Genomic DNA, 22,644 nt, shown 5'->3' with positions numbered 1-22,644 from the left:
CATCATGCCCTCCACCACGCCCCGGTGCTGCATCAACCCCAGCATCCTCTCGGCGGATTTCGTCAACCTCGAGGCCGAGCTGGCCCGCATCGCCAACGCCGACGCCGTGCACGTGGATGTCATGGACAACCACTTCGTGCCGAACCTGACCATCGGGCTGCCGGTGGTGGAACGGATCCAACAGGTCAGCCCGGTCCCGCTGGATGCGCACCTGATGATTTCCGAGGTGGACCGCTGGGCGCCGAAGTTCGCCGACGCCGGGCTCGCGTCCGTGACCTTCCATGTGGAGGCCTCCGACGCGCCGGTGAAGCTTGCCCGGGAACTGCGCGCCCGCGGGGCCAGGGCGGGCATGGCGTTGCGCCCGGCCACCCCGGTGGAGCCGTACCTGGACCTGCTTCCGGAGCTGGACATGCTGCTGGTGATGACGGTGGAGCCGGGCTTCGGCGGGCAGGCGTTCCTGGATGTGATGCTGCCCAAGATCCGGCGTGCCCGGGCCGCCATTGACGGGGCCGGGGTGGATGTTGCCATCCAGGTCGACGGGGGCATCACGGAGGAAACCATCACGCGTGCCGCCGAGGCCGGGGCCAACGTCTTTGTGGCGGGCTCGGCCGTGTACGGCAGGCCGTCGCCCGCGGAGGCCATCGACTCGCTGCGCGCGAAGGGCCGGCTCGCCTTCGGCTAGGCGGGAATTCAGCTAGGCAGAAATTTGGTTGGCCGGGAATTTGGTTGGCTGGGAATGCCGGCGGCCCGGCGTGCGTTGGGACAAATATGGTAACAATGTCCGGCCAATTTGGCGACAGGGGCAAAAGTGCCATAATGAAGTAGGCGCCCGCCACAGCGGGCGCCAAACAGTGCCAAGGGCTTTTAGCAATTGGAACCAAGCATTTAGCATTGCCAAAAACATAGCAACATCAACGTGCTCCGGGGTCGGTGTAATTCCGAACCGGCGGTTATAGTCCGCGACCCGAGCGCAGCAGGCTGGAAACAGCAGGCGGCGCACGGCTGATCTGGTGAAATTCCAGTACCGACAGTTAAAGTCTGGATGGGAGAAGCACGAACACTTTTGGCCTTCGCGCCAGGTGCCGCAGCCCGCGGCAGCCTGTGCCGGACCGAAACTGTACGTTACCCCCGGAGCCATCGCGGTTCGAAAGGGAGGTAACAGTGGACTTTCTGCGATGGCTCTTTGACGCCAAGCTTGAATTCGCCGGCGGCGGATTCCTCCTGTGGCGTGAAGTCATGGGCAATCTTTTCGGGCTCGCCAGCGCCCTCGGCGGCATGCGCCGCAAAACCTGGGCCTGGCCGGTCGGCATCATCGGCAACGCACTCCTCTTCACGGTCTTCATGGGTTCCGTCTTCGGCTCGCCGGTCTACGCGAACCTGCTGGGCCAGGCCGGGCGCCAAATCGTGTTCATCGCCGTCTCCGTGTACGGCTGGCAGCGCTGGCGGGCCACACGGGCGCCGAAGAACGACGACGGCTCCGCCCCGGGTGCCGCCGTCGCCCCCCGCTGGGCCGGGGGCCGGACGCGCTGGTCCCTGGCCGCGGCCATGGTGCTGGGCACCGCCGTCCTGACCCCGGTGTTCCGGGCCCTGGGTTCCTACGAACCCGTGTGGGCTGATGCCTGGATCTTCATGGGCTCCCTGCTGGCCACCTACGGCATGGCCAAGGGGTGGGTGGAATTCTGGCTCATCTGGGTGGCCGTTGACATTGTGGGCGTGCCGCTGCTGTTCAGTGCCGGCTACTATGCCTCGGCCTTCATGTACATCTTCTACGGGGCGTTCACCCTGGCCGGCTTCTTTGTCTGGTGGCGTGTAGGCCGCCGGGCCGGGCACGCCGCCCCCTCCACAACAACAGTCCCGGGCCGCCCCACCGCGGTGGGCGCGGGCATGAGCGCCATGGGCAGAAATGAGGCCGGGAAGTGACTCCCAGGGCAGAGCGCCACCTTGATCCAGAATCCTTCAGCAACCCCGTCGTCGTCGCCATGGAGACGGCCCTGGCCGTGGCACGGCAGGGTGTGCGCGGTGCCAACCCGCTGGTGGGCGCCGTCATCATTGATGCCGACGGCACGGTCCTGGCCATTGGCAGGCACCTGGGCGCCGGCACGCCCCACGCCGAGGCGGATGCCATCAACTCACTGCGCGGCACGCGGCGGGAACTGTCCGCCGCCACCATGGTGGTCACGCTGGAACCCTGCAACCACCAGGGCCGCACGCCGGCCTGTTCCCAGGCCATCATTGACGCCGGCATCGGCAACGTGGTCTATGCCGTGGACGATCCGCACTCCCCGGCCGCAGGCGGCGCGGACAGGCTCCGCCGCGAAGGCATCAACGTCCGCTCCGGCCTCATGGCGGAAGCGGCCCGGGAGCTGAACCGGCAATGGTTTGCAGCGGTGAAGGCCGGGCGGCCCTTTGTCACGGCCCGGCTGGCCCAGACCCTGGACAGCAGGATCGCGGCGGCCGACGGCACCAGCCAGTGGATCACCTCGCCGGAATCCCGGCTGGACTCGCACAAGCTGCGGGCGCGCGTCGATGCCATCGTGGTCGGCACCGAAACCATTTTTGTGGACAACCCGCGCCTGACGGCCCGGGACGCCGACGACGGCGACGCCGGGCACCAGCCGTTGCGCGTCGTCATGGGGATGCGTGAGATCCCCGAAGACGCGGCGGTGCGGCAGCGGAGCGCCCCCGGCTTCCTGCAGCTGCGCACCCACGATCCGGCCGACGTCGTACGCGTCCTGCACGACCGCGGCGTGGACCACCTCATGGTCGAGGGCGGGTCCAAGATCAGCGCCGCGTTCCTGGCTGCCGGGCTGGTGGACGAACTCGTCGTCTACCTGGCGCCCACACTCCTGGGCTCCGGCATCCCGGCGCTGAACGACCTCGGCATCGGCACCCTGGCGCAGGCCCAGCAATGGGAATGGGACGCCACCACCTCCGGCCCGGTCGAGCGGCTCGGCCCGGACCTGAAACTCACACTCATGCCGGCAAGGGTGCCGGAAACCACCACTGAAGAAGGACTGCACTAAATGTTCACCGGAATCATTGAGGGCCGCGGCACCGTGGTCCGACTCGAGAACCATCAGGATTCGGACAGCGCCACTCTGGTCTTGGACACCGGTGCCGCCGGCAACACCGCCGCCGGCCTGCCCCTGGGCGGATCCATCGCGGTCAACGGCGTGTGCCTGACGGCCGTGCGCATCGACGGCGCCACGGTGGAGGTCGACGTCATGGGCGAAACACTGCAGCGCACCACCACCGGTTCCCTGGCCGCGGGCGGCACGGTCAACCTCGAACGCTGCGTGCCGGCCGGCGGACGCCTGGACGGGCACGTGGTCCAGGGCCATGTGGACGGCGTGGGCGCCCTCCTGGAACGCGAAAACCAGGGCAACTGGGACCGGCTGCGCTTCTCGGTGCCCACCGCCCTGTCGCGCTACATCGCCGAAAAGGGCTCCATCGCCGTCGACGGCGTCTCGCTCACCGTGACCGCAGTGAGCCCGCCACAGGAGCCGCAGCAGTGGTTTGAGGTGGGGCTGATCCCGGTCACACTCGCCAACACCGGCCTGGGCGGCAAGGAGGTGGGCGGGCAGGTGAACCTCGAGGTTGACGTGCTGGCCAAATACGCCGAACGTCTGCTCCAGTTCGCGGTCCCCGCCACCGGCACCGCCGCCCTTGTGGCCACCGTTTCGGACACCGAGGGGGCACGGCAATGAGCGCCCTGACCAACCCGGCCACGCTGCTGGACCCCGTTGCCGCAGCCGTCGAAGCCATCGCCAACGGCCAGGCCGTGCTGGTCGTGGACGACGAGAACCGCGAAAACGAGGGCGACATCATCTTCGCCGCCCAGCACAGCACCCCCGCCCTGATGGGCTGGACCATCAGGCACAGCTCCGGCGTCATCTGCGTCCCCATGGAAGACGTCCGGGCGGACGCCCTGGCGCTGCCGCCCATGGTGGCGCACAACCAGGACGCCAAGGGCACGGCGTACACCGTCAGCTGCGACGCCGCCGTCGGTGTCAGCACCGGCATCAGTGCCACCGACAGATCGCTCACCGCCAATGTCCTGGCCGCCCCGGCCTCCGGGCCCGACGCCGTCACCCGCCCCGGCCACATGTTCCCCCTGCGCGCCGTGCCCGGCGGAGTGCGCCAGCGGCCCGGCCATACCGAAGCCTCCGTTGAACTGTGCAAGCTGGCCGGCTGCGAACCGGTGGCCGTCATTGCAGAGGTGGTGGACGACGCCGGGCAAATGGTCAGGCTCGAGGGCCTGCGGGACTTTGCCGACGCCAACTCCCTCGTGCTGATTTCCATCGCCGACCTCGTGGCGCACCTCAACGCCCCGGCCACAGCCGGTGCCACGGCCGGAGCGGCAGGAAACCGCCATGAGTGAGGCTGTCGTGGCACGCCCCGAGGGGGCGGCCCCCGACGCAATTGTTACGGGCGGACCGGTCGTGAAATTGCCCACACCCTTTGGATCGTTTCAGGCCCAGGCCTGGGTGGATTCGGCCACCGGCGCCGAACACCTGAGCCTGAGCGCGCCAGGCGTGGAGCCGGTACCGTCCGGGGCCGCGCCGTTGGTCCGGCTGCACTCCGAATGCCTCACCGGCGACGTCTTTGGTTCGTTCCGCTGCGACTGCGGCGAACAGCTTGACTACGCGCTGGAACTGATCCACCGGCAGGGCGGCACGCTGGTTTACCTGCGCGGCCACGAGGGCCGCGGGATCGGCCTGGCCAACAAGATGCGGGCCTACAGCCTGCAGGAGGCCGGCGCGGACACCGTGGAAGCCAACGAACAGCTGGGCCTGCCCGTGGACGGGCGCGACTACGCCGCGGCCGCCGGCATCCTCCACGCCCTGGGCCTGACCAGCCTGCGGCTGCTGAGCAACAACCCGCTGAAATCCGCGGACCTCTCCCGCCACGGCATCAATGTCACGGAGATTGTCCCCACCCACGTGCCGGCCCGCGCCGAAAACCTCCGCTACCTGGAAACCAAGCGCGACCGCATGCACCACACCCTGGACGTCACCACACCCACACCCACGGAAGGACCCACCACATGAGCGGCCACGGAGCACCCACGATCGGATTCAGCGGCCAGGAAAAGTCGCAGGCAGCCCACCTGAAACTGGCCATCGTTGCCGCCAGCTGGCACACCGAAATCATGGACGGCCTGGTGGCAGGGGCCCTGCGCGGCGCCGCCGACGCCGGCATCGCCGAGCCCACCCTCATCCGGGTCCCCGGCAGCTTTGAACTGCCCGTTGCCGCAGCGCGCCTGGCCCCCGCCTACGACGCCGTCGTCGCCCTGGGCGTGGTGATCCGCGGCGGCACCCCCCACTTTGACTATGTGTGCCAGGCGGCCACGATGGGACTGACCGATGTCAGCGTCCGCACCGGAAAGCCCGTCGGCTTCGGCGTCCTGACCTGCGACACCGAACAGCAGGCCCTGGACCGTGCCGGCCTGCCGGGCTCCATGGAGGACAAGGGCCATGAGGCCGTGACGGCGGCCCTCGCCACCGCCCTGACCCTCGCCGAAGTGGGCCAGATGACCTCACAGTTGTCCGATTCCATTTCCCCGACCCAGTAGGCTGGAGACCGTGAAGACCTTCGAATCCCTTTTTGACGAGCTGAGTGAGAAAGCCGCAGCCCGGCCCGCCGGCTCCCGTACCGTGGCCGAACTGGAGTCGGGCATCCACGGTATCGGCAAGAAAGTGGTTGAGGAAGCCGCCGAGGTGTGGATGGCCGCCGAATATGAATCGGATGAGGCCTGCGCGGAGGAGATTTCCCAGCTGTTCTACCACCTTCAGGTCATGATGATCGCCAAGGGCCTGACGCTTCAGGACGTTTACAAGCATCTCTAGCCACACGCCGTGGCTTGCCAAACCCCTGAACGTGCGCCGGGTGCCGGCGCCGATCCTTGCCGTTCCGACCTGAAAGACGTTTCCCATGCTGAGAGTTGCCGTGCCCAACAAGGGCGCCCTGTCCGAATCCGCCTCCGCCATGCTGGCCGAAGCCGGCTACCGCCAACGCCGCGACAGCCGCGAGCTGGTCATGGTGGACCCGGAGAACAACGTTGAATTCTTCTTCCTGCGCCCCCGCGACATTGCGGTGTACGTGGGCGCCGGCACGCTCGACGTCGGCATCACCGGCCGCGACCTTTTGCTGGACGCACAGGTGGAGGCCGACGAACTGCTGCCGCTGGGGTTCGCCGTGTCCACCTTCCGCTTTGCCGGTCCGGTGGGGCAGTTCACCACGGCCGCGGAGCTTGACGGCAAGCGCCTGGCTACCAGCTACGACGGCCTGCTGCGCGAATACCTGGCCGAGCTGGGCATCAAGGCCAAGGTGGTCCGGCTCGACGGCGCCGTGGAATCCTCGGTGCGCCTGGGCGTGGCGGACGCCATCGCCGACGTCGTGGAAACCGGCAGCACGCTCAAGGCTGCCGGCATGGAGATCTTCGGCGAACCGATCCTCAACTCCGAGGCCCTGCTGATCGGGCGCCGCGGCGTCACCCCGCCCCCCGGCGTCGAGGTGCTGATCCGCCGCCTGCACAGCGTCCTCGTGGCGCGCCAGTACGTGCTCCTGGACTACGACGTGCCCAAGGCACTGATGGAAAAGGCCACGGCGCTGACCCCCGGCCTCGAATCGCCGACCGTGTCCCCGCTGCGCGACTCCGACTGGGTGGCGGTGCGGTCCATGGTGCCCACCAAGGACACGAACCGGGTCATGGACGAGCTGTACGACCTGGGCGCCCGCGCCATCCTCGTCAGCAGCATCCACGCCTGCCGCATCTAAGGGGAACCGCCATGAGTGTTGCCATCCGCGTCATCCCGTGCCTGGACGTGGACGCCGGCCGCGTGGTCAAGGGCGTGAAGTTCCAGAACCTGCGCGACGCCGGCGACCCCGTTGAGCTGGCCCAGCGCTACGACCGCGCCGGCGCCGACGAGCTGACGTTCCTGGACGTCACGGCATCCTCCGGCAACCGGGACACCACCTTTGACGTGGTGTCCCGCACCGCCGAGCAGGTCTTCATTCCGCTCACCGTGGGCGGGGGAGTGCGCGAGGTCGCCGACGTCGACAAGCTCCTGCGCTGCGGGGCGGACAAGGCCTCCATCAACACCGCGGCGATCGCCCGTCCGCAGGTGATTGACGAGATCACCCGGCGATTCGGCTCCCAGGTCCTGGTGCTCAGCGTCGACGCGCGCCGCACCCGCGACGGGCACACGCCGTCGGGCTTTGAGGTGACCACGCACGGCGGGCGCAAGGGCACCGGCATTGACGCGATCGACTGGGCCAGGGAGGCCGCCGACCGCGGCGTCGGGGAAATCCTGCTCAACTCGATTGACGCCGACGGCACCAAGGAAGGCTTTGACCTCGAGCTCATCCGCCTGGTCCGCGCCGCCGTGCACGTGCCGATCATCGCCTCCGGCGGCGCCGGCGCACCGGAACACTTCCCGCCGGTCGTCGCGGCAGGCGCCAATGCCGTGCTCGCAGCCTCGATCTTCCACTTCGGCCCGGACAACGCGATCGCCGACGTGAAAAGGGCCATCCGCGAAGCCGGCTACGAAGTCCGCTGACCCCACAGACCCTCGGTTGCAACCGGGGGTCTTTTGGGCAACGCTCCCGCGCGAATGGGGGTGTTTTTCCCGACGCTCCCGCAGCCGCCGCGCACATGCCCGCGAACGCTGCGGGAGCGTTTGGGTTTTAACCCCCGTTTGCGCGGGAGCGTCGGTGGAAAACGCCCCGGTTGCAACCGAGCGTCGGTGGGGGTGGGGGCTAGAGTCCTACGGGGGCCGTGCGCAGGAGCGCCACTGCGTCGGCCTGGCCCTCGAAGGACACCAGGGCCTGGCCGGTGCGGCCGTTGGCGTGCATCAGCAGCTCGCCGGGTTCGCCAATGATCGCGACGGACACGGGGGCGCGCTTGGCCACGTGGCGGGGGCCGTCGGGATTGACCAGCACCACGCCGAGGTCCACGCTGCGGTACAGGATGGCCGCGCGCTTGACGAGTTCGGTCCACAGGTCCTCGGAGTAGCCGGCGTCCAGGGCGCGCGGCGCCCAGCGGTCGGTGGCCCGGCGGATGTCCTCCGTGTGGACGAAGAATTCTACGAGGTTGGCGCTGCGGTCAACCGCGTGCAGGGCAAACGGGGACAGCTTCGGGGGGCCGCTGCGGAACCTTTCCACCAGGGCGGCGTAGGCCGTGGGCGTGGAGGAAGCCTCGGCCAGCTTGGCCGTCGCCTTCTCGGAAACCTTGTTCCACGGCTTGATCACCAGCCCCACGCCCACCTTGGCGCTGTGCTCGCGAAGGAACAGGTGGGCGGCCAATTCCTGGGTCCGCCATCCGGCACAGAGTGTAGGCGCTCCCGGACCGGCGGCCAGCAGGGTCTCGGCAAGGACTTCACGGGATGGCTCTACGTATTGCATCACTTGTGAAATTAGCATGTATTCGCCCTCAACGGCACCTGGAACCGCCGTAACCGGCACCACTTTTGCAATGTGCCGGCCCCGGGCGGCGGCCGGGCCCGCAGGAAAACTTTTGTGGCACTAGAATTGGCCTTGATGCCGCACCTGCCAGAACCCCAGACCGTCCCCGCCACGCCGTCCATGGAAGCCCTCCCGGAGGAGGTGTCGGCGCTGCTCAAACGTGACGGCGCCGGCCTGGTGGCCGCCGTCGTCCAGCAGTTCGACACGCACGAGGTGCTCATGCTTGGCTGGATGGACGATGAAGCCCTGCGCCGCACGCTGACCTCCGGCCGGGTGACGTTCTGGTCGCGCTCCCGCGGCGAGTACTGGCGCAAGGGGGACACCTCCGGCCACTTCCAATACGTCAAGGCTGTGGCCATCGACTGCGACGGCGACGCGCTGCTCGTCACCGTGGACCAGGTGGGGGCCGCCTGCCACACCGGCACCCGGACCTGCTTTGAGGGCCGGGAGCTGGCCGCAACCGTCGGCAGCCGCGGATAACGGCGCCACCGTCCATCAGCCCGCCTGATACGAAAGTACATTCACTTCATGCAAGATCTTGGTGTCATCAGCCCCACGCTCGCGGAATTCCGTGAACTCGCCCGGACCCGCAGGGTGGTTCCCGTCCACCTCAAGGTGCTGGCGGACGCGCAGACCCCGATCGGCCTGTACCGCACCCTGGCCGCGGAGGCCCCGGGCACCTTCCTGATGGAGTCGGCGGCGGCCGGCGGCGTCTGGTCCCGCTATTCGTTCATCGGGGTGAAGTCCGGTGCCACCCTGACAACGGACGACGGCGGCGCCCACTGGCAGGGCGAGCCGCCCGTGGGCGTGCCCCTGGAAGGAAACCCCGTGGAGGCCGTGGCGGCCACCCTGAAGCTGCTGGCCACCGAGCGCTTCGAAGGGCTGCCGCCGTTCACCTCGGGACTCGTGGGCTTCGTGGGCTGGGAATCGGTGCGGCACTGGGAAAGGCTTCCCTCGCCGCCGGAAGACGACCTCCACCTGCCCGAGCTTGCCCTGAACCTCATTTCCGACATGGCCGTGCACGACAACGCCGAAGGCACGGTGCTGCTGATCGCCAACGCGATCAACGTCAACGGCACGGACGAAAACGTCGACGCCGCCTGGCACGACGCCGTGGCGCGCGTGCGGCGCATGGTGGACCAGCTGCGCACCCCTGTGGCCCAGCCGATGTCCGTCATGGATGTCTCCGGGGCCCCTTTCGCCGAGAGCGTCCGGGAGCGCTGGGACCGCAACGAATACCTGAAGGCGGTGGACCGGGGCAAGGAAGCCATTGTGGACGGCGAGGTCTTCCAGGTGGTGATTTCGCGCCGCTTTGAAATGGAGTGCAAGGCCTCGGCACTGGACGTGTACCGCGTGCTGCGCAACACCAACCCCAGCCCGTACATGTACCTATACAGCTTTCAGGATGCCCACGGCACGCCGTACTCCATCGTCGGCTCGTCGCCGGAAGCACTGGTGAGCGTGAGCGGGAGCGAGGTCATCACGCACCCGATCGCAGGATCACGGCCCCGGGGCGGTTCGGTGGAGGAGGACAAATTCCTCGCCAAGGACCTCCTCTCCGATGCCAAGGAACGCTCGGAACACCTCATGCTCGTGGACCTTTCCCGCAACGACCTCTCCAAGGTCTGCGAACCCGGCACGGTGGACGTCACCCAGTTCATGGAAGTGGAGCGCTTCAGCCACATCATGCACCTGGTCTCCACCGTGGTGGGCACCCTGGCCGCGGACAAGACCGCCTATGATGTGCTGGCCGCCACCTTCCCGGCAGGGACGCTGTCCGGTGCGCCCAAGCCGCGCGCCCTGCGCCTGCTCGACGAGCTTGAGCCGCACCGCCGCGGCATTTACGGCGGCGTGGTGGGCTACCTGGACTTTGCCGGCGACATGGACATGGCCATCGCCATCCGCTCCGCCCTGCTGCTGGGCGGCAAGGCGTACGTGCAGGCCGGCGGCGGCATCGTGGCCGATTCCGTCAATGAAACCGAGGCCCAGGAAACCGTGAACAAGGCCGCGGCGCCGCTGCGTGCCGTTCATGCCGCCGCCTCGCTGCGGGCCCTGCGGGAAGATCCCGTCGCAGACGCCGGGGCCGGTCCCGGGGACGCCCCGGCGCACGATGCCACCGAACCCAACGCTGCCAGGGCCGGGAGGCTGTCATGAGTGCCACATCGTCCGTGCCCGCCTGGAAGCGCAAGTCCACACTGGTCATGCTGGCCATCCTGGCGGCGCTGGCCGTCTTCGGCACCACCACCCAGACCTGGCTCCACGTCTCCATCGCCCAGGGCGCGGTCCAGCAGTCGGACCTGAACATCCCGGGCAGCAAGGCTGCCGTCGCCGTCTCGGCCCTGGCCCTCGTGGCCCTGGCCGGTGCCTTGGCGGTGACCATCGCCGGCCGGGTGGCGCGGATCATCACCGGCGTCATCGTCCTGCTGGCCGCGGCGGGGATCATCGTCGTCGTCCTGGGTGTGCTGGCGGACCCCTCCGCGGCCGCCATGGCCGAGGTGGGCAAGGCCACCGGGGTGGTCGGGGTGGCCAGCAATGCCGCCACCACCTGGTTCCCCGTGGCTGCCGTGATTGCCGCCGCCGTGCTCGCCCTGGCCGCCGTGCTCATCCTGTGGGCGGGCCGCGGCTGGACCGTGCGCTCCAAGTACGACGCCGCTGCCGCCCCGGGTGCCCAGCCCGCCCCGGGCGCCCCGATTGACGAGGTGGACAGCTGGGACAGGCTCAGCCGGGGCGATGATCCCACGGCCTAGGCCGGGCAGTCGTCCACGGCGTGGCCGCGTTTCGGCTTACACCAGCTTCTAATGGCAGAATGTATTGCAGTATCCGCAGCAAAGGGAGAATTACCATGAGCAACAAGTCGGCCACCACGTCCGCAACGGTCAGCACCGAGGGGCCCATCGACCACAGCATTGACCTGGGGCACGGAAACAGCCCCGCAGCCTGGACCTGCGTCACCGTCATGCTCGTGGGCGTCATCGTCGGATGCATCGCCTTCCTCATTGGCGAAAGCGCCACGATCCTGTTCTGGATCGGCGTGGCCGTGATCGTCGTCGGACTCATCGTGGGCCTGGCCATGAAGGCCGCCGGCTACGGCGTGGGCGGCAGCAAGCTGAAGAACAACGGCCACTGAGCGTGACCGTTTTGCAGGACATCATTGCGGGCGTCAAGGAAGACCTTGACGCCCGCAGGCGGGCTGTGCCGCTGGAGGAATTGAAGGCACGTGCCGCCGCGGCACGCCCCGCCCTGGACGCCCATGCGGCGCTTGGCGGGGACAGTGCGGTGCGCCCCGAGGTGCGCGTCATCGCCGAGGTCAAGCGCCGCAGCCCGTCCAAGGGCGCCCTGGCCGGCATTGCCGATCCGGCCGCCCTCGCCGGTACATATGCAGCCGGCGGCGCATCCGTGATCAGCGTGTTGACCGAGGAGCGCCGCTTTGGCGGCTCCCTGGCCGACCTCGACGCCGTGCGTGCCGCCGTGGACATTCCGGTGTTGCGCAAGGACTTCACCTGCGACCCCTACATGATTTGGGAGGCCCGGGCGCACGGCGCCGACGTGGTCCTGCTCATCGTGGCAGCGCTGACGGACGGTGAACTGCGCAACTACCTGGCGTTGGCGCACGAGCTGGGCATGAACGCGATCGTCGAAACGCACACGGCCGAAGAAATTGAACGCGCCGTGGCCGTGGACGCCAGGATCATCGGCATCAACGTCCGCAACCTGAAAACCCTTGAGGTGGACCGCGGCAACTTTGCCGCGCTGGCCGGGAACATTCCGGCCGGGCCGGTGGTCATTGCAGAATCCGGCGTGCGCGGCGCACAGGACGTGCGCCACTATGCCGGGCACGGTGCGAACGCCGTCCTGGTGGGGGAAGCGCTCGTCACCGACGCCACGCCGCTGGAACGGATCACCGAATTCCGGCAGGCCGGCGCGGACGCCATCAAGGCGCTGCAGGCCGGTGTGCGCCAGCCCTGAACCCGGTTCCGCCGCCCGCCCGGAAACAGCAACGACCCATTCGAAACTATGAGCAACGAACAGGACGGTGGAACTGATGGCCCATGAGCCCACAGCTTCGTCATCAGGACCTGCCGGCATGGAGGACCCCGCAACGGCGTTCCTGGCCGGCGGGCACGGACCGGACGCCGGGGCACCGGCGCATTCCCTGCGCCATGCGCCGGGTCCCTACTTTGGCAGCTACGGCGGGCGCTGGATGCCCGAATCACTCATCGCCGCCCTGGACGAGCTCGAGGACACCTTCGAAAAGGCCAAGGCCGATCCGGAGTTCCTGGCCGAAGTGGCCGAGCTGAACAAGAACTACTCCGGCCGGCCATCGCTGCTGACCGAGGCCAAGCGCTTCAGCGAACACGCCGGCGGCGCCCGGATCTTCCTCAAGCGCGAAGACCTCAACCACACCGGTTCGCACAAGATCAACAACGTGCTCGGCCAGGCGCTGCTCGCCAAGCGCATGGGCAAGACCCGCATCATCGCCGAGACCGGGGCCGGCCAGCACGGGGTGGCCAGTGCCACCGCCGCGGCCCTCCTCGGCCTGGAATGCGTCGTGTACATGGGGGCCGAGGACTGCCGGCGGCAGGCCCTGAACGTGGCCCGCATGCAATTGCTCGGCGCCACGGTGGTGCCCGTGACCAACGGCTCCCAGACCCTCAAGGACGCCATCAACGACGCCCTGCGCGACTGGGTGGCCAACGTCGACACCACCCATTACGTGCTCGGCACGGTCTCCGGCGCCCACCCGTTCCCGGCCATGGTGCGCTTCTTCCACGAGGTGATCGGCGCGGAGGCCCGCGAGCAGATCCTCGAACAGCTCGGCCGCCTCCCGGACGCCCTGTGCGCCTGCATCGGCGGCGGGTCCAACGCCATCGGCCTGTTCCACAGCTTCCTGGACGACGCGTCGGTGAAGATCTACGGCTTCGAGGCCGGCGGCGACGGCGTCGACACCGGCCGCCACGCAGCCACCATCACGCTGGGCCGTCCGGGCGTGCTGCACGGCGCCCGCTCCTACCTCATGCAGGATGAGGACGGGCAGACCATTGAGTCGCACTCCATCTCCGCCGGCCTGGACTACCCGGGCGTCGGCCCCGAGCACGCCTACCTGCACGACGTCGGGCGCGTCACCTACGAGCCCATCACCGACGTCGAGGCCATGGACGCCTTCAGGCTGCTGAGCCAGACCGAGGGGATCATTCCGGCCATCGAGTCCTCGCACGCCCTGGCCGGTGCCATCAAGGTCGGCAAGCGGCTGACGGAAGGCGTGGCAACGCCGTCGGACATCGTAATCATCGTCAACCTGTCCGGCCGCGGCGACAAGGACGTGGAAACGGCCGCGGAGTGGTTTGGCCTGCTGGATGAAAACGGACACGTCAAGGGCACCACCTTGTCCACGCGGCGCGCCAAGGGTGCCGCACCGGCCGCCGGTGCCGATGAAAACGCAGAGGATGCCACCCATGAGTGAAAGCAACGCCCCCGCCGCCGTTGACGCCAGGTCCACGGTGAGCAAGTCCGCCGCGGCGATCGAACGCGCCAGGGCGGCCGGACGCAAGGCCCTGATCGGGTACCTGCCCGCGGGCTACCCGGACAAGCAGACGTCCATAGATGCGGCCATCGCCGTGGCCCGCAACGGCGCCGACATCATTGAAATCGGCATCCCCTACTCCGACCCGGTCATGGACGGAGCGGTCATCCAGGCCGCCACGACACAGGCCCTGGCCAACGGCTTCCGCGTCGCGGACGTGTTCGACGTCGTCGCCGCCGTCACGGCCGAAACCGACGCGGCCGTGCTGGTCATGACCTACTGGAACCCCGTGCTGCGCATGGGCGTGGACGAGTTCTCACGCCGGCTCGCCGAGGCCGGCGGGGCCGGTCTCATCACCCCCGACCTCATTCCGGATGAAGCGGCCGAATGGTTTGCCGCCTCAGACAAGTACGGGCTGGACCGCGTGTTCCTCGTGGCGCCCTCGTCCTCGCCGGAACGCGTGGCCATGACCGTGGAGGCCACCCGGGGCTTTGTGTACGCCGTCTCCATCATGGGCGTCACCGGTGCCCGCGCCTCGGTGTCCAGCTCCGCGCAGGCCGTGGTGGCAGCGGCCCACGCCGCGGGCGCCGAGCGCGCCTGCGTCGGCCTGGGCGTGTCCCGTCCGGAGCACGTGCGTGAAATTGCCTCTTACGCCGACGGCGTCATTGTGGGCACCGCCCTCGTGGCGGCCCTGCGCGACGGCGGTGTGCCCGCCGTGGGCGCGCTGGCCAGGGAACTCAGCTCCGGCTTCGGCACAGACGCCGCCACACCTTCCAGCACGGGAGCATAACCGCCAGTGACCTTTACCGCCATCTCCCAATCCCTGGCAGCATCTGCGGCCACGGCCATTCCCGCACCCGTGTGGTCCGGCTTCAACGTCGGCCCGCTGCGCATCCACGCCTACGCGCTGTGCATCCTGCTGGGAATTGTCGCATCGATCTGGCTGACCAACATCCGCTGGCGGCGCCGCGGGGGCCCCGAAGGCTCCATCTGGGACATCGCCATCTGGGCCATCCCCTTCGGCATCATCGGCGGCCGGCTCTACCACGTGTTTTCCTCCCCGGACGCGTACTTCGGCCCGGGCTACAACGGCACGGGCGACCTGTGGCTGATCCCGCAGATCTGGCGCGGCGGGCTGGGGATCTGGGGCGCCGTGGTGCTGGGCGTCCTCGGTGCCTGGATCGGCTGCCGCCGGGCGGGCGTGCGGATCTCCGCCTTCATTGACGCCGCGGCGCCGGGAATCCTGCTGGCCCAGGCGATCGGCCGCTGGGGCAACTACTTCAACCAGGAACTGTTTGGCGGGCCCACCACCCTGCCCTGGGGGCTGCATGTGGACCCCCAGTATGTGCCCGCCGGGTTCAGCCCGGACACGCTCTTCCACCCCACGTTCCTGTACGAATGCGTCTGGGACGTGCTGGGCGTGGTGGCGCTGCTGCTTATTGACCGGCGCTTCCGGCTGCGCCGGGGGCGGATGTTCCTGATGTACGCCATGGTGTACACGGCCGGCCGGCTGTGGATTGAAATGCTGCGCATTGACGCCGCCGAACACATCACCTTCTTCGGCATCACGGCCCGGCTGAACGTGTGGACCAGCATCTTCGTCTTCACCGCCGCGCTGATCGTGTTCCTGCTCCTGACGTTCATCCGCCGCAAGTCCGTCACGCACTCCGTGTTCCTGCCCGGCCGCGGACCGGCCGCCGCCGTGGCCGGCGGCGTGTCCACGGAAACTGACATGGGGGCCCGGGGCAAGGGGTTCCAGGGGAAGGGTGCCAGGGACACGGACGCCCCGGACAAGGCCGCCCCCGAGAAGGTCGCCCCCAAGAACGGCGAGGGCACCGGGGGAGCCGCCACGGCGGACGCACCGGACCAGGACTCCGGCGCCCGGCACGCCGGGCCGACGGCAACCGACGACGCGGCCCTGCCGACCACCGGCAGCGCAGCGGACGACACCGCCCCTGGCGCTGACAGGCACACCGCCAAGGACGCGGCGACACCCGAGGAAACCGGCAAGTCCGGCCACTGACAACGCACGCAGCCGGCCCGGCTGCACCACTCAATCTGGCGGCCCTGAAGCTTCGGGGCCGCCATTTTTGTGCCGCTTTTGTGCCGCGGGCAGCTGGCCCGGCGGCGCAGCCCGGGCCCGCGGGCACCAGTGACGTGCGGTCCGGACGCCCGGTCGGCCCCTTCCAGCAGCCGGGAACACGTCTCTTTCCCGCTTTTTATTACTGATCTTGCATATGCTTCCAAAATGTAAGATAGAAGTATTCAGCGCAGATCGATGCCTTATATAGTGAAAACCGCCGCACAGGACGGGCGCGGGACTTGACCGGGCCCAATTGTGCACTTGCACCAAGGAATGACATTCCGGATGTGCCAGCCACAATGTGCGGCCCTGCACCACCACGGTTACACACCGAAACCGCTTCCCGGGGAACCCTCCCCGGTCGCCATGGGCCACTGTCGTCCCCACTCACCACTCGACCAGGGGAAGGACTTCACCGTCATGACTCGATTCACCCAGCAGCCCGCCGGCCGCGCCGTTTCGCCCTTCGTGCGATTCGCCGCCATGCCGGGGCAGGCGGGCCTGTACCGCCCCGAGGCCGAGAAGGACGCCTGCGGGCTGGCCATCGTCGCCACCCTGCGCGGCACGCCCGGCCACGACATCGTCCAAAACGCCCTCACCGCCCTGCGCAACCTGGAGCACCGCGGCGCCGTGGGCGCGGACGAGGGGACGGGCGACGGCGCCGGCATCCTGGTTCAAGTCCCCGACGAATTCTTCCGCGCCGTCGCCGGGCTGGAGCTGCCGGAGGCGGGGGAGTACGCCGTGGGCACCGCGTTCCTGCCCAGCGAGCCCAAGGAGCAGGAGTCCGTGCGGGCCGGCATCGAGGCCCTGGCGGAACGCGACGGCCTGGTGGTGCTCGGCTGGCGCGAGGTTCCCGTCGTGGCGGAGCTCGTGGGAACCAGCGCCCGCGCCTGCATGCCCCACTTCAGCCAGCTGTTCCTGGCCGAAGCACCCGCCGCAGACGGCCACACCGGCCCGGCCAACGATGGGGCCCCAAGTGCCGCCCACGAGCTGGACGCCAAGGCCTTCCGGCTGCGCAAGCGGGCCCAGCACAAGTTCGGGGTCTACTTCCCGTCCCTCTCCTCCAAGACGATCGTCTACAAGGGCATGCTGACCACCGCCCAGCTGGAGCCGTTCTACCCGGACCTCTCCGACAGCCGCTTCAAGACGCTGCTGGCCGTGGTGCACTCACGCTTTTCCACGAACACCTTCCCGTCCTGGCCGCTGGCCCAGCCGTTCCGCACCATCGCCCACAACGGCGAAATCAACACCGTCAAGGGCAACCGGAACTGGATGCGTGCCCGCCAGTCCACCATGTCCCACCCGCTGCTGGGGGATGCGCCGGAGGAACTGTTCCCGATCTGCACCCCGGGCGCGTCGGACTCCGCCTCCTTCGACGAGGTGGCCGAGTTGCTGTGGCTCTCCGGCCGGCCCATCACCGAGGCCATCATGATGATGATCCCCGAGGCCTGGGAAAACCACGCCACGATGGACCCGGACCGCGAGGCGTTTTACGAATACCACTCACTCATGATGGAGCCGTGGGACGGCCCCGCGGCCGTATCCTTCACCGACGGCACGCAGGTGGGTGCCACGCTGGACCGCAACGGCCTGCGCCCGTGCCGCTACTGGGTGACCGACGACGGCCTGGTCGTCTTCGCTTCCGAGGTGGGCGTGCTGGACATCCCCGCGGACAAGGTCGTGGAAAAGGGCCGCGTGGCGCCGGGCAAGATGTTCGTGGTGGACACCGAAAACGGCCGGCTGATCCGTGACGGGGAAATCAAGGCCCAGCTGGCCGCGGCGAACCCGTGGGCCGAATGGGTCAAGGAAAACACCATCCGCCTGGCCGGGCTGCCCGAGCGCGAGCACGTGGTGCACACCGCGGCGTCCGTCGTCCACCGCCAGCGCACCTTCGGCTACACCACCGAAGAGCTGAAAATCCTGCTCGGCCCCATGGCGCAGACCGGCGGCGAGCCGCTGGGTGCCATGGGCACCGACACGCCCGTGGCGGTGCTGTCCAAGCGCCCGCGCCTGCTCTTTGACTACTTCGTCCAGTCGTTTGCCCAGGTCACCAACCCGCCGCTGGACTCCATCCGCGAGGAACTGGTCACCTCCCTCAACACCGCCATCGGCCCGCAGGGCAACCTGCTCTCGCGCGCCAAGGTGACGATGCCTCAGGTGGCCCTGACGTTCCCCGTGATCAACAACGACGAACTGGCCAAGATCGCCAACATCGAGAGCCCTGCCAACGCCGACGGCACCGGCGGGGAGCGCATCGCCATGAAGGTGCGCGGCCTGTACAAGTTCGACGGCGGCGAGCCCGCCCTGCGCGCCCGCCTCACCGAGATCTGCGAGCAGGTCTCCGGCGCCATCAACCGCGGCGTGCAGTACGTGGTGCTTTCCGACCGCGACTCCTCCGCAGCCTGGGCGCCCATCCCGTCGCTGCTGCTGCTCAGCGCCGTCCACCACCACCTGCTGCGCAGCTCCAACCGCACCAAGGTCTCCCTGGTCGTGGAAGCCGGCGACGTGCGCGAAGTCCACCACGTGGCCGTGCTGATCGGCTTTGGAGCGGCCGCCGTCAACCCGTACCTGGCCATGGAATCCGTGGAGGAACTGGTCCGCAACGGCGACATTTCCGGCGTCACCGCCGAGCAGGCCGTGCACAACCTGATCAAGGGCCTGGGCAAGGGCGTGCTGAAGATCATGTCCAAGATGGGCATCTCCACCGTGTCCTCCTACTGCGGCGCCCAGACCTTCGAGGCGCTGGGGCTGTCCCAGGAACTCGTCAACGACTACTTCACCGGCACGGCTTCCCAGCTGGGCGGTGTCGGGCTCGATGTCATTGCCGCCGAGGTCGGGGCCCGGCATACGCTGGCCTACCCGGTCGACGGCGTCGAGGTCCCCCACCAGCCGCTGGCGGGCGGCGGCGAGTACCAGTGGCGCCGCGACGGCGAACCGCACCTGTTCAACCCGGACACCGTGTTCCGGCTGCAGCACGCCACGCGGGAACGCCGTTATGACATCTTCAAGAAGTACACGCAGGGCATCGACGAGCAGGCCGGGAAGCTCATGACGTTCCGCGGGCTCCTGAAGTTCCGCGACGGCGTCCGCCCACCCGTGCCGCTGGATGAAGTGGAGCCGGTCAGCAGCATCGTCAAGCGTTTTTCGACGGGCGCCATGAGCTACGGCTCGATCTCCCGCGAGGCCCACGAAACCCTGGCCATCGCCATGAACCGGCTCGGCGCCAAGTCAAACACGGGCGAAGGCGGCGAGGACGTGGACCGACTGCTGGACCCGGAGCGCCGCTCGGCCATCAAGCAGGTTGCCTCGGGCCGCTTCGGCGTCACGAGCCTGTACCTGACCAATGCCACGGACATCCAGATCAAGATGGCCCAGGGCGCCAAGCCCGGCGAGGGCGGCCAGCTCATGGCCAAGAAGGTCTACCCGTGGATTGCCGAAACCCGGCATTCCACCCCCGGCGTCGGGCTGATCTCCCCGCCCCCGCACCACGACATTTACTCCATTGAGGACCTGGCACAGCTGATCTACGACTGCAAGAGGGCCAACCCGGAGGCGCGCGTCCACGTGAAGCTGGTCTCCGAGATGGGGATCGGCACCGTGGCGAGCGGCGTGACCAAGGCCAAGGCCGACGTCGTGCTGGTGTCCGGGCACGACGGCGGCACGGGCGCCAGCCCGCTGAACTCGCTCAAGCACGCCGGCATGCCGTGGGAGCTGGGCCTGGCCGAGACACAGCAGACGCTGCGCCTGAACGGGCTGCGTGACCGCGTGGTGGTGCAGGTGGACGGGCAGCTGAAGACCGGCCGCGACGTGGTGGTGGCGGCGCTGCTGGGCGCCGAGGAATACGGCTTCGCGACGGCACCGCTGGTGGTCTCCGGCTGCGTCATGATGCGGGTGTGCCACCTGGACACCTGCCCGGTGGGCGTGGCCACGCAAAACCCGGAGCTGCGCAAGCGCTTCAGCGGCAAGCCCGAATTTGTGGTGAATTTCTTTGAATTCCTGGCCGAGGAAGTGCGCGAGATCCTGGCCGGGCTCGGCTTCAGGAGCCTCGAGGAGGCCATCGGCCAGGGCGGCGTGCTGGACACCCGCCCGGCCCTGAACCACTGGAAGACCCAGGGCCTGGACCTCTCACCCATCCTGTCCGACGCCGGCGTCCCGGCGGCCACGCCGGTGCGCAACTTCACCACGCAGAACCACGAGCTGGAGAAGCACTTTGACCAGCAGCTGGTGGCCATGAGCGCCGAGGCGTTGGCCGAGCGGGCCCCGGTGCGCATCAGCGTCCCGGTGGTCAACACCGACCGCTCCGTGGGCACGCTGCTGGGCTGGCACGTGACCAAGACGTTCGGCATCGACGTGCTGGGCCCGGACACGATCGACGTGACCCTCACCGGCCAGGCCGGCCAGTCGCTGGGCGCCTTCCTGCCCGCAGGCATCACGCTGCGGTTGTTCGGCGACGCCAACGACTATGTGGGCAAGGGACTCTCCGGCGGGCGCATCACGGTCCAGCCGGACCGTGCCAACGCGTTCACCGCGGCGGAGAACGTCATTGCCGGCAACGTGATCGGCTATGGCGCCACCAGCGGGGAGATGTTCCTGCGCGGCCAGGTGGGCGAACGCTTCCTGGTCCGCAACTCCGGGGCCACGGCCGTGGTGGAGGGCATCGGCGACCACGGCTGCGAATACATGACCGGTGGGCTTGCCCTGATCCTGGGGCCCACGGGCCGCAACTTCGGCGCGGGCATGTCCGGCGGCACCGCCTACATCCTGGACCTGCAGGAGAGCAGCGTCAACAAGGCCGCCCTGGACTCGGGCGAGTTGCAGCTGCGCCCGCTCGACGCCGGCGACGCGGACGTTGTGCACACACTTCTCACAAAGCACCGCGACGAGACCGGCTCGGAGGTGGCCGAGGCGCTGCTGGCGGACTTCCCGGCCACCACGGCCCGCCTGGTGAAGGCGCTCCCGCGCGACTATGCAGCAGTTTTGGAAACCCGCCTGGCAGCAGCCGGGCTGGGCGAGGACCCCGACGGTGACTCCGTCTGGCAGAAAATTTTGGAGGTTACCGGTGGCTGATCCCCGCGGTTTTTTGAAGAATCGGGAACGCATCACCCAGGCCCGCCGGCCCGTCCCGGTACGGATCATGGACTGGAAAGAGGTGTACGAGTCCCAGGAAAAGGGCGTGCTGAAGGCCCAGGCCGGGCGATGCATGGACTGCGGCGTGCCGTTCTGCCACCAGGGCTGCCCGCTGGGCAACCTGATCCCCGAGTGGAACGACCTGACGTGGCGGGACAAGGGCCAGGAGGCCATTGAACGGCTGCACTCCACCAACAACTTCCCCGAATTCACCGGCCGGCTGTGCCCGGCACCGTGTGAGACGGCCTGCGTGCTGGGCATCAACCAGCCGGCGGTGACCATCAAGCAGGTGGAGGTCTCCATCATTGACGAGGCCTTCGCCCAGGACTGGGTGCACCCGCTGCCGCCGGCCCGGCTCACCGGCAAGACGGTCGCCGTCGTCGGGTCCGGCCCGGCCGGGATGGCCGTGGCCCAGCAGCTCACGCGCACGGGCCACACGGTTGCCGTGTACGAACGGGATGACAGGATTGGCGGGCTGCTGCGCTACGGCATCCCGGACTTCAAGCTGGAGAAGGAAACCCTTGACCGCCGCCTGGAGCAGATGGCGGCCGAAGGCACCCGCTTCCGCACCGGCATCGAGGTGGGCAAGGACATCGGGTGGGAGGAGCTGAGAAGGCGCTACGACGCCGTCGTGGTGTGCACCGGGGCCACGGTGCCCCGGGACCTGCCCATTCCGGGGCGGGCGCTGGAAGGCGTGCACTTTGCGATGGACTACCTGGTGCAGTCGAACAAGGTGGTGGCCGGGGATGTGGTGGAGAACCAGATCGACGCGCGTGGCAAGCATGTGGTGATCCTTGGCGGCGGCGACACCGGGGCGGACTGCCTGGGCACGGCGCACCGCCAGCAGGCGGCGTCGGTGACCACGCTGGCCATCGGCAAGCAGCCGCCGGCCGAGCGCACCTCCGCCCAGCCGTGGCCGACGTTCCCGAACCTGTTTGAGGTGGCCAGCGCCCACGAAGAGGGCGGGGAGCGGACCTACCTGGCCTCCACCGTGGAATTCCTGGGTGAAAACGGCGTGCTGACCGGGCTGAAAATTGCCGAGACGGAGTACGTCGGGAACCGGCGCGTGCCCAAGGAAGGCACCGAGCGGACCATCCCGGCCGACCTGGTGTTCCTGTCGCTGGGCTTCACCGGCCCGGAGACCGCAGAGCTGACCCACCAGCTGCCCGTCGAGCTGGACGGGCGCTCCAACGTGGGCCGCGACGGCTACTACATGACCACCCGTCCGGGCGTGTTTGCGGCCGGCGACGCCGGCCGTGGCCAGTCGCTGATCGTGTGGGCCATTGCCGAGGGGCGCGCCTGCGCCGCGGCGGTGGACAAGTTCCTCATGGGGGAGACGTTCCTGCCGGCGCCCGTCTCACCCAGTGACTTGGCTATCAGTGTGTAGCAGCCAACCGCTAGGCTTGAGGCAGGGACCAAAGTTTTCCACTGTCAACCACACCCATAG

Annotated in this window: 21 protein-coding genes and 1 riboswitch; of the genes, 20 read left to right on the top strand and 1 reads right to left on the bottom strand. The window is 68.6% G+C overall.

All coding sequences use genetic code 11. The annotated features are described in order from the left end of the window. The first annotated feature begins 4 nt into the window (after nt 1–4). The 10 genes from rpe to hisF all read left to right on the top strand — a co-directional run bounded on the left by rpe (nt 5) and on the right by hisF (nt 7,562). On the top strand, nt 5–682 hold the full coding sequence (gene rpe, locus G6035_RS03810; RefSeq protein ID WP_176615749.1) for a ribulose-phosphate 3-epimerase: 678 nt from the start codon (nt 5–7) through the stop codon (nt 680–682). Between the two features lie 231 nt (nt 683–913). Continuing rightward, nucleotides 914–1,058, top strand: a riboswitch (FMN riboswitch). Between the two features lie 103 nt (nt 1,059–1,161). Next, nucleotides 1,162–1,920, top strand: a complete 759-nt coding sequence (gene pnuC, locus G6035_RS03805; RefSeq protein WP_176615748.1) for a nicotinamide riboside transporter PnuC — start codon at nt 1,162–1,164, stop codon at nt 1,918–1,920. Continuing rightward, nucleotides 1,917–3,023, top strand: coding sequence for a bifunctional diaminohydroxyphosphoribosylaminopyrimidine deaminase/5-amino-6-(5-phosphoribosylamino)uracil reductase RibD (ribD, locus tag G6035_RS03800; RefSeq protein ID WP_371130828.1), 1,107 nt, complete (start codon nt 1,917–1,919; stop codon nt 3,021–3,023). The genes pnuC and ribD overlap by 4 nt, the downstream gene beginning before the upstream one ends. Beyond that, nucleotides 3,024–3,707, top strand: coding sequence for a riboflavin synthase (locus tag G6035_RS03795; RefSeq protein WP_176615747.1), 684 nt, complete (start codon nt 3,024–3,026; stop codon nt 3,705–3,707). Next, the gene (gene ribB, locus G6035_RS03790) at nt 3,704–4,381 is read left to right on the top strand and encodes a 3,4-dihydroxy-2-butanone-4-phosphate synthase (protein ID WP_176615746.1); all 678 of its coding nucleotides are present in this window, start codon (nt 3,704–3,706) and stop codon (nt 4,379–4,381) included. Before G6035_RS03795 ends, ribB begins: the two co-directional genes overlap by 4 nt. Beyond that, nucleotides 4,374–5,051: a GTP cyclohydrolase II gene (ribA, locus tag G6035_RS03785; protein WP_176615745.1), complete on the top strand. Its 678-nt coding sequence runs from the start codon at nt 4,374–4,376 to the stop codon at nt 5,049–5,051. Before ribB ends, ribA begins: the two co-directional genes overlap by 8 nt. Then, a complete protein-coding gene (ribH, locus tag G6035_RS03780; protein ID WP_176615744.1) occupies nt 5,048–5,575 on the top strand; it encodes a 6,7-dimethyl-8-ribityllumazine synthase in 528 nt (175 codons plus the stop codon). Before ribA ends, ribH begins: the two co-directional genes overlap by 4 nt. Nucleotides 5,576–5,585: 10 nt before the next feature. After that, the gene (locus G6035_RS03775; protein ID WP_176615743.1) at nt 5,586–5,849 is read left to right on the top strand and encodes a phosphoribosyl-ATP diphosphatase; all 264 of its coding nucleotides are present in this window, start codon (nt 5,586–5,588) and stop codon (nt 5,847–5,849) included. An 85-nt stretch (nt 5,850–5,934) separates the two neighbouring features. Then, the gene (hisG, locus tag G6035_RS03770) at nt 5,935–6,780 is read left to right on the top strand and encodes an ATP phosphoribosyltransferase (protein WP_176615742.1); all 846 of its coding nucleotides are present in this window, start codon (nt 5,935–5,937) and stop codon (nt 6,778–6,780) included. Between the two features lie 11 nt (nt 6,781–6,791). Then, the gene (hisF, locus tag G6035_RS03765; protein ID WP_176615741.1) at nt 6,792–7,562 is read left to right on the top strand and encodes an imidazole glycerol phosphate synthase subunit HisF; all 771 of its coding nucleotides are present in this window, start codon (nt 6,792–6,794) and stop codon (nt 7,560–7,562) included. A gap of 199 nt (nt 7,563–7,761) precedes the next feature. Here the strand turns inward: hisF and G6035_RS03760 are convergent, their stop codons facing one another. Beyond that, on the bottom strand, nt 7,762–8,406 hold the full coding sequence (locus G6035_RS03760; RefSeq protein WP_176615842.1) for a TIGR03085 family metal-binding protein: 645 nt from the start codon (nt 8,404–8,406) through the stop codon (nt 7,762–7,764). 135 nt (nt 8,407–8,541) lie between these two features. Here G6035_RS03760 and hisI point away from each other — a divergent pair, with 135 nt between their 5' ends. The 10 genes from hisI (at nt 8,542) to G6035_RS03710 (ending at nt 22,584) form a co-directional block, all read left to right on the top strand. After that, nucleotides 8,542–8,946, top strand: coding sequence for a phosphoribosyl-AMP cyclohydrolase (hisI, locus tag G6035_RS03755; protein WP_176615740.1), 405 nt, complete (start codon nt 8,542–8,544; stop codon nt 8,944–8,946). A 48-nt stretch (nt 8,947–8,994) separates the two neighbouring features. Continuing rightward, entirely contained in the window at nt 8,995–10,620 is a 1,626-nt protein-coding gene (locus tag G6035_RS03750) for an anthranilate synthase component I (RefSeq protein WP_176615739.1), read from the top strand. Continuing rightward, complete coding sequence (locus G6035_RS03745) at nt 10,617–11,213, top strand: Trp biosynthesis-associated membrane protein (RefSeq protein WP_176615738.1); 597 nt, start codon at nt 10,617–10,619, stop codon at nt 11,211–11,213. The genes G6035_RS03750 and G6035_RS03745 overlap by 4 nt, the downstream gene beginning before the upstream one ends. 89 nt (nt 11,214–11,302) lie before the next feature. Next, the gene (locus G6035_RS03740; RefSeq protein ID WP_371130838.1) at nt 11,303–11,593 is read left to right on the top strand and encodes an HGxxPAAW family protein; all 291 of its coding nucleotides are present in this window, start codon (nt 11,303–11,305) and stop codon (nt 11,591–11,593) included. A 2-nt stretch (nt 11,594–11,595) separates the two neighbouring features. Beyond that, a complete protein-coding gene (gene trpC / locus G6035_RS03735) occupies nt 11,596–12,432 on the top strand; it encodes an indole-3-glycerol phosphate synthase TrpC (RefSeq protein WP_176615736.1) in 837 nt (278 codons plus the stop codon). Nucleotides 12,433–12,508: 76 nt separating this feature from the next. Next, a complete protein-coding gene (trpB, locus tag G6035_RS03730) occupies nt 12,509–13,927 on the top strand; it encodes a tryptophan synthase subunit beta (RefSeq protein ID WP_176615735.1) in 1,419 nt (472 codons plus the stop codon). Beyond that, a complete protein-coding gene (trpA, locus tag G6035_RS03725; protein WP_176615734.1) occupies nt 13,920–14,777 on the top strand; it encodes a tryptophan synthase subunit alpha in 858 nt (285 codons plus the stop codon). The genes trpB and trpA overlap by 8 nt, the downstream gene beginning before the upstream one ends. Before the next feature lie 6 nt (nt 14,778–14,783). Continuing rightward, entirely contained in the window at nt 14,784–16,010 is a 1,227-nt protein-coding gene (gene lgt / locus G6035_RS03720; RefSeq protein ID WP_371130827.1) for a prolipoprotein diacylglyceryl transferase, read from the top strand. Between the two features lie 480 nt (nt 16,011–16,490). Beyond that, complete coding sequence (gltB, locus tag G6035_RS03715) at nt 16,491–21,137, top strand: glutamate synthase large subunit (RefSeq protein ID WP_176615733.1); 4,647 nt, start codon at nt 16,491–16,493, stop codon at nt 21,135–21,137. Next, nucleotides 21,130–22,584, top strand: coding sequence for a glutamate synthase subunit beta (locus tag G6035_RS03710; protein ID WP_176615732.1), 1,455 nt, complete (start codon nt 21,130–21,132; stop codon nt 22,582–22,584). The genes gltB and G6035_RS03710 overlap by 8 nt, the downstream gene beginning before the upstream one ends. The last annotated feature ends 60 nt before the right edge of the window (nt 22,585–22,644 follow it).

It is taken from the genome of Arthrobacter sp. SDTb3-6 (assembly GCF_013376095.1).
Taxonomy (GTDB): domain Bacteria; phylum Actinomycetota; class Actinomycetes; order Actinomycetales; family Micrococcaceae; genus Specibacter.
This window is presented reverse-complemented; position numbering and strand designations above follow the sequence as displayed.